8 protein-coding genes are annotated in these 10062 nt (G+C 40.1%); all 8 read left to right on the top strand.

Going from position 1 to position 10062, the window contains the following annotated elements:
* The first annotated feature begins 416 nt into the window (after window positions 1–416).
* The 8 genes from CTN07_RS19480 (at window position 417) to CTN07_RS19445 (ending at window position 10059) form a co-directional block, all read left to right on the top strand.
* Window positions 417–1553, top strand: a complete 1137-nt coding sequence (locus CTN07_RS19480; RefSeq protein WP_005303557.1) for a glycosyltransferase — start codon at window positions 417–419, stop codon at window positions 1551–1553.
* Window positions 1550–2899: a lipopolysaccharide biosynthesis protein gene (locus CTN07_RS19475; RefSeq protein ID WP_005303555.1), complete on the top strand. Its 1350-nt coding sequence runs from the start codon at window positions 1550–1552 to the stop codon at window positions 2897–2899. Before CTN07_RS19480 ends, CTN07_RS19475 begins: the two co-directional genes overlap by 4 nt.
* Window positions 2896–4218: an O-antigen ligase family protein gene (locus CTN07_RS19470; RefSeq protein ID WP_005303552.1), complete on the top strand. Its 1323-nt coding sequence runs from the start codon at window positions 2896–2898 to the stop codon at window positions 4216–4218. Before CTN07_RS19475 ends, CTN07_RS19470 begins: the two co-directional genes overlap by 4 nt.
* A complete protein-coding gene (locus tag CTN07_RS19465) occupies window positions 4219–5325 on the top strand; it encodes a glycosyltransferase family protein (RefSeq protein ID WP_005303549.1) in 1107 nt (368 codons plus the stop codon).
* A 95-nt stretch (window positions 5326–5420) separates the two neighbouring features.
* Entirely contained in the window at window positions 5421–5771 is a 351-nt protein-coding gene (locus tag CTN07_RS19460; RefSeq protein WP_036764727.1) for a hypothetical protein, read from the top strand.
* Complete coding sequence (locus CTN07_RS19455; protein WP_005303546.1) at window positions 5771–7210, top strand: GumC family protein; 1440 nt, start codon at window positions 5771–5773, stop codon at window positions 7208–7210. The genes CTN07_RS19460 and CTN07_RS19455 overlap by 1 nt, the downstream gene beginning before the upstream one ends.
* 3 nt (window positions 7211–7213) lie before the next feature.
* Window positions 7214–8284, top strand: a complete 1071-nt coding sequence (locus CTN07_RS19450; RefSeq protein ID WP_005303543.1) for a glycosyltransferase — start codon at window positions 7214–7216, stop codon at window positions 8282–8284.
* Window positions 8281–10059 carry a sugar transferase gene (locus CTN07_RS19445; protein WP_005303541.1) on the top strand — a complete coding sequence of 593 codons (1779 nt, stop codon included), beginning with the start codon at window positions 8281–8283 and terminating at the stop codon, window positions 10057–10059. Before CTN07_RS19450 ends, CTN07_RS19445 begins: the two co-directional genes overlap by 4 nt.
* Window positions 10060–10062: the final 3 nt, after the last annotated feature.

Here is a 10062-nt window from a genome sequence, read left to right as displayed (position 1 = left end):
GTATCACTTGGTCACTCAGTTTCATTGATTAAATCTTTTAGACTAAATCATTTTACGAGTGCCCACACAGATTGCATGGTCAAATTGTTAAAGAACAATACTGACTTTCGGTAACCGCTTGCGCCGTCGTCCGTGTCAGTGAGGTCGCATTATAGGGAGATTTTCTTTTCTGACAAGGGTAAATTTAAAAAAAAATCACAAGCGGATAAAAATAGAACAATTGATGTTGTTTTGCTTATTTTTCCATTAATACAATGAATATCGGCGTCTATTTTTCGACCTACATCACATTTATATCTTCTAAATTCCCATCGATTAAAACTGTAATTCTAACAAACCAGCCCATGCGACATGTTTTGGCATCATCTTTGCGAGTATTAATCCATATTGTCTAATAACGATAAAAGGAAGGATATATGAAAAAAAAGATAGCTTATGTGCTGCCATCCTTCCCAACCTTGTCTGAAACCTTTGTTGGTGTAGAAATGAGGGCAATGGAGAGACAAGGACATAGCATTCAGCCGTTTGCTTTTTCTAAAGCGCAAAAAGGACAGCAAGCAGATAGGGTTTTACAAAGAAAATGCATCTATCTTGATTCTTCTCCTTATATTTCACTTATGCCATTGTGCTTTAGTTATAGAGCTCATCGTTTTTTAATTCGTCAACAAGGATTTAGTTATTTAGGTCTTTTAAGGCAAGGGGGCCAACTAGCACAACGAGTTAAAATGACGCAATGCCAACATATTCATGCTCACTTTGCATGGCACAGTGCAGCCATTGCTATTACAGCAGCTAAGTTACTGAACATTTCAGTCTCTTTTGTTGGTCATGGTGCTGATATCTATGCTTCACCTCAAGATTTAGAGCATAAATTACAACACGTTGATTTTGCCTGTGCTGTTACTGCACAAATGGCAGATGAACTCAAAGCACAAACCCATAAGCCAATTCATCATATTGCTTGCGGTATTGAATACGAACTTTATCCTGCTTTGCTCGACACTTTCGCTCCTACCAAACAATTACTTTTCATCGGGCGACTTGTTGAGAAAAAAGGACTGCATATTTTAATTGAGGCATTAGATGGGACGGGTATTACCCTCGACATTGTAGGGGATGGACCATTACTGCCTGACCTACAAAATGAAATCCACCAGCGCCAATTAACTTCTCAAGTCCGTTTTTTAGGTTCTCAAGACGCCTCGTGGTTTCGCCATCATGCTAAAGATTACTCGGCACTTGCCGCCCCATTTCTTATTGCACAAAATGGAGACCAAGATACTGGCCCTCTCGTTATCAAAGAAGCGATGGCTTTAGGGCTGCCCGTTATTACATCAGACTTATCAGGTTGCAATGAGATCCTAACTGATCTTACTGGTGTACAGGTTAAGATGGGAGAACCTCGCCTATTTAGGCAAGCCATACTTAATCATTTCAAGCGCTCCCGTAATGAGTTAGAACAGCAACGACTATCTGCGTACCAGCATGTTATGACTCATTTTAATGCGGGCACCCAAGCACACAAACTCTCTCAGTTCATCGAGGCGCTATGAGTTATGCATCAGCAATACTCATTTATTCCTTTGGCTTAATCATCAGTAAGCTTATCGGATTATTAATGCAGCCTTTTGTCACATCACAACTCGGTATTGAGAATTATGCTCGACTCGATATTTTAATTGTTACCTCATCCATAGCTTCAATCATAGTAACCTTTGGGTTGATTGATGGGATCTGCCGCTTTGCTCATGATGAAAAGTATCGCCAAGATGATTGCCTTTCTACTGCTATGGGATTGGTATTTTGGGGAGGGGGGCTCTTTACCAGTATCGCACTCTTAAATGGCCATGTGATTCAACAATTACTCCCAGGGTCTCCCCCTTTATGGGCCCTCTATTTGACCTTTATTAATCTTTACTTAAATGCGTTAGCTGCCATACCACTAACTAAATTAAGAATGCAGCACCGCCCTATCAAATTTGCCATTGCACAAGCTGTATTTGCAATAACTCAAGCTATCGGCATTATTGTACTTATCCCTCGTTTTCAAGTAACCGGTATCTTTATTGCGGCAGTTGCTAGCCAACTATTACAACTCATCATCTTGTACCGCGACTTACCAAACTTAAAATTAATCTATTCCAGCATCTTTATACGCTATGGCAGCTCTATCATGCTATCTGGAGTATTAGGTTTTATTTGTTTAGGGGCTGAGCGCTGGGCAATAGCCTATTATCTTGGCTTAGAATTTTTAACGCCTTATGCCATTGCTATGCAGTGGGCAATTGCTGCATCTCTCTTACTAGAACCATTTTCTCTATGGTGGTTCCCTAAGCGGTTTAATTTATTAAAAAATGAAAAGCTATTAGCTGATATCACTATCTTAGGCTGCCAGATCTGTGTCTTAATTTGCGCGATAGTCACCATGCTTGGACCTCTCTTTTTGCGCTTCTGGTTATCGGCCAGCTTTTCGCAAAGTGCAAACCTTATTGGCCTGATAGCGATTATGATCATGCTCAAAGGGATCAGTACGCTTCTTAATATTGGTTGTTATTATCAAGCCTCAGGCCAGCGCATTATCCAAATCAACCTAGTGGCAACAGGACTATCTATTATCAATATTTTTATGATCCTGCCTCCGTTTGGGCTACTTGGAATTATTTGGGGAAGTATTGTTATTCAAGCGATTAAAGTTTTCGCTTTTTATTACTGGAGCCAAAAAGAGCTTCCTTTACCTTATCCTTTATCTCGGCTCTTTATTGCTCTGATGTTATTAGCCGGTATTTTTGCCTCATCGGCACTGATTCTTATTCAAGCTCTGTTACTAATACTGCTTATCGGTTTAATTATTACTCCTTTTTTTTTAACCAGAATCTCTTATTGGAGTAATACCGCATGACACGCGATCGCCAACTTATGATAGCAATATTGTTGTCACTGGCGATTACTATCGGCTGGTATTTCGAACCGTTACCAGCTATCGCTCTATGCTTACTCCCATTACTACCTTGGCTTTTAACTAACGCTTTTTATCTATGTGTTGGCTTTATCTTATTTTCTTACTTTCGAATACATGAAGCCTTTCCCGTATTAATACCCTTTAAGATTCCACAGCTATTGGCGCTACTCAGCCTGCTAGGGCTAGGTTGGCAACTCTGGCTCCAAAAAGCTCAGTTGCACTATCATCCTCTGTTAGCTAAATTTCTAGCTTTTGTATTTTGGATTGTATTATGCAGCATACTGGGAACTAATAGAGCCGAGTCCTTCACTACGCTCTCCGACAGCTTCAGCAAAATAATCATTATGGTTTTTGCCATTAGCTGGTTGCCTCAATCTATCAAGCAATTAAACAAAATTCCTATCTTATTAATTATTTCGGGCTTAGCCATTGCCACTATTGCTCTTGATAATAAATTCCACGGTATTGGCTTAGTCGAAGAAACCCGTGTCACCATAGGTCGAGATATTGGATCAATGCTTGGCGATCCTAATGATCTGTCTCTAATCCTCTTGTTTCCTTTCTCATTTTGTTTAGCGCGTTTTTTTTCTACTAGAGCTTGGCTCAAAATTATCTATTTAATTTCAGGCGGACTGTTATTAGCAGGAATTATGGTCACTGAAAGTCGAGGTGGCCTACTGGGAATTACCAGTGCAATTTTGACCATCAGCTATATCAAAAGCCGCTCAAAAGTTTTACCTCTGGTACTTAGTGGCGGAGGGCTGTTACTACTAGCTTTAATTGCAGGTATTTCAGAACGAGTATCTGGAGGCTCTCACGAATCTGGAATTGATGAATCAGCAATGGGAAGGCTATTTGCATGGGAAGCCGCCTTTAAAATGGCTTTAGCTAATCCAATTACAGGTGTTGGTTTAACAAACTACTACAACAACTATTTTTTCTACTCTAATTATTGGGATGGCAAAAATCATGCAGTACATAGCTCATGGTTTGAAATTCTGGCTGAGAATGGATTTATTGGTCTTTTCCTTTTTGTTGCTCTTATTACCGCAACCTTAAAAGTGACACACTATCTTCGACTTCATTATCAACAGACTCCTTACCAATCATTGGCTGAAGGACTTTGGATTGGGCTTATTTCGTTTTGTGTCAGTGGAACTTTTTTAACACAAGGCATGACTTGGCCTTTTTACATATTATTGGGACTTATTATGGCCTTAGATCGCTTAACGCCAAGCTCAAAACATCAGGAGAGCTAAATGGAATTTCTTGTTTTTGGTGAAGATTGGCAGAGACACCCTTCAAGCACTCAACATTTGTTTGCTTTATTTAACCAACAACACCTTGTGTATTGGATTAATTCCATTGGCTTGAGACAACCATCAATTTCATCGCAAGATATCATCCGAGTAGTAGAAAAAATTAAGGCATTTAAATCATTACAAGTAACAAAGCATAAGCAGCTCGCTCAACCAACAAAGACAATTAACCCCTTAGTTTGGCCGCTACCTCAAAACAAGCTTATAAAAAAAATCAACCAGCAATTGCTTAAATACCAGCTTCCTATCAAGCAAGAATTTCGTGTTATTTGGTGCAGCTTACCCAGTGCCGTAGATTATCTCGATACCTGCGATGGAGATATTGTGGTGTATTATTGCGGCGATGATTTTTTAGCGTTAGCTGGAGTCGATCATCGCAAGGTCGAAATATTAGAGCAACAATTGGTCCACAGAGCAGATGTTATTTTTGCAGCCAGTCCACCGTTACAGCAAAAATTCCCGCCAGAAAAAACACACCTTTTACCACATGGCGTCGATTTAGATCTGTTTACGCCACCAGCATTACCTACCAATAAAGATCAAATCAAAACTGTTGGGTTTTATGGTAGCTTAAATACTTGGCTCGACTATGACCTCATCATTAGACTTGCCCAGCAGTGTCCTGAGATCACCTTTCATTTTGTTGGCAAAAAAGAGTGTCCCGCCAGCCATACTTTAATTCAGCAAAATATTCAGCTTCATCCTCCTTGCTCTCACCCAGAACTCATCTCCCATCTGACCCACTGGGATTGTGCAATAATGCCTTTTATTAATAATCGACAAATTCAGCATTGCAATCCATTAAAGTTACGGGAATATTTAGCCTCTGCCCGCCACATTATCTGCTCTGATTTCCCTGCGGCACAACAGTATTCTTCTCATCTTACGATTGCTAACAATACTCAACAATGGCTCAATGCCCTCAAAAATCCAATCCCAATCACTGAACAAAAAATTACTATGAGACGCCAAATACTAAGTACTGAAAGCTGGCAAGCTCGTCAACAACAAGTCATCGCAGAGCTGCAATCATTGATATCCCCATAAACTCAATCGATTTCATTAAACAAAAAAACGTAACTAACAGACAAGGCATCGATATTGCAGAAATAAAGAAAAGGAAACAATTTCGGAGTGTTGCCATGAGAATTATTCTATTAATAATCGGTCTGACTCTGCTCAATGGCTGTCTATCTACTAGCATCAACCGTCATGAAACGATCCAACCACTGGAGTTATTTTTTAGCCCTGAACAGACCACATTAACCACCAAGCAACAACAAGCTCTTCAGCAATTTTTTACCACTTATTCTTATCATCAATTGGAAGTTTTGATTGGGCCTGCAAATTTATCGAACCGTTTTCAAGCTCTATTACAAGGTCAAAAAAGAATTGCAGCAATCGAGCAATTGTCTAAACAAAAGCAAATTCCACTACATTTTACTTTTGTGCCACAACAAACCGCCGATACCTTAATTATTAGGCAACGGTAATGCGTCAACTGATTCTGGCCAAGCTCTATGCCTTTTGCTGTGCATTATGGATGTATCGATATATTGTGCTTGTCCCTATGGTCACCTTGCCGATCTTATTACCTGTTGGCAGTCTATTTAAAACAAAAATGTATTACTCTCAAACCACCATATTGGTTCAAGAGGCTGCAATGCTAAACCCCTTCCTTGGTGATCTTTCTATTTCAATGAACCTACAGCAGCGAATGAAAGCGCTTACAATTTTGCTTCACAGTCAATCGACACTAGAACAAGTAGTGGTCGATTTAGAATTGGCCTCACAAGAAAATAAAGGACAAATTGCTGTTCGGGTTGGCGAGCTGAAACAACACCTCAATTTATCGTTACTCAGTGACGAATTAGTTTCGATTGGTTTAACCTGGAAATATCCGTCCGAAATTCCGGTTATCCTAAATACGGTATCCAATATTTTCTTAGATAAACTGCGTGCGCCTGGTCGAGCATCCATCGATAACTCTGAACAGTTTCTCCAACAACAATTAGCCATTACTCAAAAAGAGCTTGAACAAGCAGAAGCCGAATTAGCTTCATTTAAGACGCAAAATGCAAATGACCTTCCCCATTTGCGCGGCATGAATGAACAAGCCAATATCGAGCTTAATCGGCAACTCCATGAGACTGAATTAAATTTAATGGCAGCAAAAAGTAGCCGAGATAACCTCTATCAACGCCTTGCGAGAACGAATCCATTAATTGGCATGCTAGAACAGGAAATCGTTGATTCAGAAAGTCGATTAGCTCTTTTACGTGCTAGCTATACCGATAAACACTCAAAGATACGTTCAGAACTACGTAAGCTCTCACGTCTACAGCAAAAAAGAGCACAGCTGCTTGAATTACAGCAATCATTAACCCCTGATCAAATTAATCAATTATGGCAACGTATAGCTAATGAGACTCAGGCTCAAGCCTCTACAAGCCAACCCTTATTGCTGAGTCAGTTTGAAAAGTTGCAAGATGCCGATGAACAAATCGCAGCATTAAGTAACGAACTGAATTTACTAAAACAAAAGGCTAAGTATTTAAGTGAAAAAAGAAACGTATTTACTCGGTTAGAAAAACAACTCACCGCATTAGAGCGTAACTATAAGGTCAAAGCCAATATCTACGACCAGTTATTAGAGCGATTCGAGATGGCAAAAGTAACAGGTCAGCTTGGTCGATTTGAAGACCCAGATAAGCTTAAGATTATTGATAAACCCTCAATTCCAAATCAACCCCTTAACTGGCCATGGTGGCTTAATATGGTGATAGGCCTAATTCTTGGCATCATTCTTGGTTTATCTACTACAACCTGCTTAATGTTGCTTGATAGCCGGATCTATCAACTTGAGCAGCTAAAACAAACATCTAACAGTCCGATATTGGCTGAAATCCCAAACTTTCATACTATGAGGTAGTCAATGAATGGTGCTCAGATAGTACAACACCTTCAGCCTGGTGGTATCGAAAGGTTGGTTTTGAACCTCCTGCGTTTCTCTTCTTCACGCTTCAACCTTAAAGTAATCGCGTTAGAAGGCCATCGAGACCAAGCCCTACAACATTGGCCCGAACTGCGTCAATTTCAAAATAGGCTTATCTTTCTCAATAAACCTTCAGGCTTTAAACCTCACATATTTTTCCAACTCAAAGGGATTTTAAAACAGCACCAAGTTCATTTTATCCATAGTCATCACCTTGGTCCTCTATTCTATAGTCGACCAATCTCACAATTTATGGGGCTTCAACATGTCCATACTGAACACGATAGCTGGCACTTAGAAAACCCAAAAGCTCGAAAACAAACTCAGCTACTTGCCACCGGAAAACACCTTTCTCTGATCGCAGATGCCAATCATATTGCTAAAGATCTTCAGCGTTATTTAAAACGAAATGTTGATCACGTCATTTTAAATGGCATTGATAGCCAAATATTTACACTAGGCGATCCCATTAAGGCAAGAGCACAATTACGGTTACCACCAGACTGTTTTTTAATTGGCGCAGCAGGTCGTTTAGTTGCAGAAAAAGGGATGGGACTATTATTACAAGCTCTAGCTCAACTACCACTACACTACCATATTGCGATTGCTGGAATTGGCCCTCAACAGTCAATCCTAAAACAGCAAGCGAAACAGCTCGGTATCCAGAGCCGTGTTCATTGGCTCAACCTTGTTGATGATATGCCACTTTTTTATCAAGCCATCGACCTATTTTGTCTACCTTCAACCAACGAAGGCTTACCTCTTAGCCTCTTAGAAGCGCAATCATGTGGTAAATGGGTGGTAGCAACCGATGTTGGAGCAGTGAGAGAAGTGATTACTTCATACTCAGGCCATATTATTGCTGACCGTTCGGTGAAGGCATTAACCGATGCCATACTCAATGCCCCGCTTCAACCGTCAGATCCAATGATAAGAGAGCACATTATAAAAAATACAGATGTTCGAATTATGGTTGAGCAATATGAAAAAATCTGGAGTTCAGCCTTATGATAACACTCACGCTGCTGCTCACTTTTCTTATCATTTATCATCATATTATTTACAGTATTAGCTTACTCTGGCTTGCTAAAGATCGACCTCAGCCAAAAGATCCTGAGCATACTAGAGCGACGCTGCCCTCTATTGCATTTATTCTGCCGGTACATAATGAAGCTGATTATATTGAACAGAAGCTGGCGAATATTCTGATGCTCGATTATCCCGCCGATAAATTATCACTGTATATTTTTAATGATGGTAGTGATGATGCCACCCTTGCCAACATAGCGTATTGGGAAACCAAGTTTAAAGAACAAGGTATTGGATTATATCTAAATCATGAAGAACATAATTGTGGCAAAGTTATTCGTCTTAACAGTTTAATTCATCAAGCTCAACAAAGTGATTTTCTCGCTTTTACTGATGCTTCTGCCCTGCTTTCCATCGATGCTCTACAGCAAGCAGTTTTACAATTTCAATCCCCCAGCATTGGCGCTCTAACTGGAAATTACCTACTACAAAATGGAGGCTCAGGAGAAAAACAGTATTGGCAGTGGCAAAACCGATTACGTTTTGCTGAATCTGAACTCGGAAGTGTTATGGGCGGAAATGGTGCCTTTTATATAGTGCGCTCACACCTCGTTGAAACCCTACCCGAAGATACCATTAATGATGATTTTATTTTGCCGATGAATGTACTCAAACACGGATATAAAATTGTCTTTAGTGCCGATATTAATACCGTAGAGATAGCGCCCACCAGCCAAAGCCAAGACTATCGTCGTCGCCAGCGTATTGGCGCTGGTAACCTGCAACAGTTAATCCGATGCCGCTTTATATTAAGGCAAAAAAATTATGGCGCATTATGGTTATTCCTGTCAGGTAAAGGATTAAGAACCTTGATGCCCTTTATTTTAATTGGCTACTTTTTTCTCACATTAATACTCACGCTTACAGGATCCATTCTTGGTTTAATACTGTTTATGGGTCAATGCCTCGGTTACGGCTTAGCACTGCTACCCACTTTCGGACTTAAAAATAACTACCTGATAAAACTGCACTATTTTGTTGCTAGTTACTTTGCCTCTCTGATTGGAATGCTGCGTTACAGTGTTGGGCAATTTAAGCGAGGATGGCGGCATATTCCCCCTATTGATACCTATCAACCGCAAATTACATCCGGATGCAAACGTCTATGCGATATTGTATTAAGTCTACTTGGGCTTGGGCTAACGCTGCCTTTTTGGCCTCTCATTGCTTTAGCCATAAAACTCAACTCAAAGGGACCTATTTTTTATCGTCAATTACGGGTAGGAAAGATCGAGCAAGATACGGTTGATCTATTTGAGATCATAAAATTTCGGACTATGTACCATTCTGAAAAAAACCAAGCAGATTTGTCATGGGCAAAGAAAGAAGATCCTAGAGTGACCTCTATAGGTCGTTTTTTAAGAGATACTCGAATTGATGAAATTCCACAGTTTATTAATGTGCTTCGTGGTGAGATGTCATTCATTGGCCCAAGACCTGAGCGTCCTGAACTGTGTGGATCCTTGCAAAATGCATTGCCTTTTTATCTAGAGAGGACTGCCGGATTAAAGCCTGGACTCACAGGACTGGCTCAAGTCAATCATGGTTATGACAATACCATTGAAGATGTAAAAGAAAAAATTGGTTGGGATCATGCCTATGCCGTCACTCTCGGCTCACCATGGCAGTGGCTCAAAATGGACTGTTATATCTTAATTAAAACCATAAAAATTATGTTAACTCGTAAAGGGCAATAATTG

The organism is Photobacterium damselae (assembly GCF_003026815.1).
Classification (GTDB): Bacteria; Pseudomonadota; Gammaproteobacteria; order Enterobacterales; family Vibrionaceae; genus Photobacterium; species Photobacterium damselae.
Note: the sequence above shows the minus strand (reverse complement) of the source record. Positions and strands in the feature narration are given on the sequence as shown.

Bases quoted from the DNA above. Each gene is read 5' to 3' on its own strand.
- CTN07_RS19465 (WP_005303549.1), top strand. From the start codon at position 4,219: ATGGAATTTCTTGTTTTTGGTGAAGATTGGCAGAGACACCCTTCAAGC.
- CTN07_RS19480 (WP_005303557.1), top strand. From the start codon at position 417: ATGAAAAAAAAGATAGCTTATGTGCTGCCATCCTTCCCAACCTTGTCT.
- CTN07_RS19455 (WP_005303546.1), top strand. From the start codon at position 5,771: ATGCGTCAACTGATTCTGGCCAAGCTCTATGCCTTTTGCTGTGCATTA.
- CTN07_RS19475 (WP_005303555.1), top strand. From the start codon at position 1,550: ATGAGTTATGCATCAGCAATACTCATTTATTCCTTTGGCTTAATCATC.
- CTN07_RS19450 (WP_005303543.1), top strand. From the start codon at position 7,214: ATGAATGGTGCTCAGATAGTACAACACCTTCAGCCTGGTGGTATCGAA.
- CTN07_RS19445 (WP_005303541.1), top strand. From the start codon at position 8,281: ATGATAACACTCACGCTGCTGCTCACTTTTCTTATCATTTATCATCAT.
- CTN07_RS19460 (WP_036764727.1), top strand. From the start codon at position 5,421: ATGAGAATTATTCTATTAATAATCGGTCTGACTCTGCTCAATGGCTGT.
- CTN07_RS19470 (WP_005303552.1), top strand. From the start codon at position 2,896: ATGACACGCGATCGCCAACTTATGATAGCAATATTGTTGTCACTGGCG.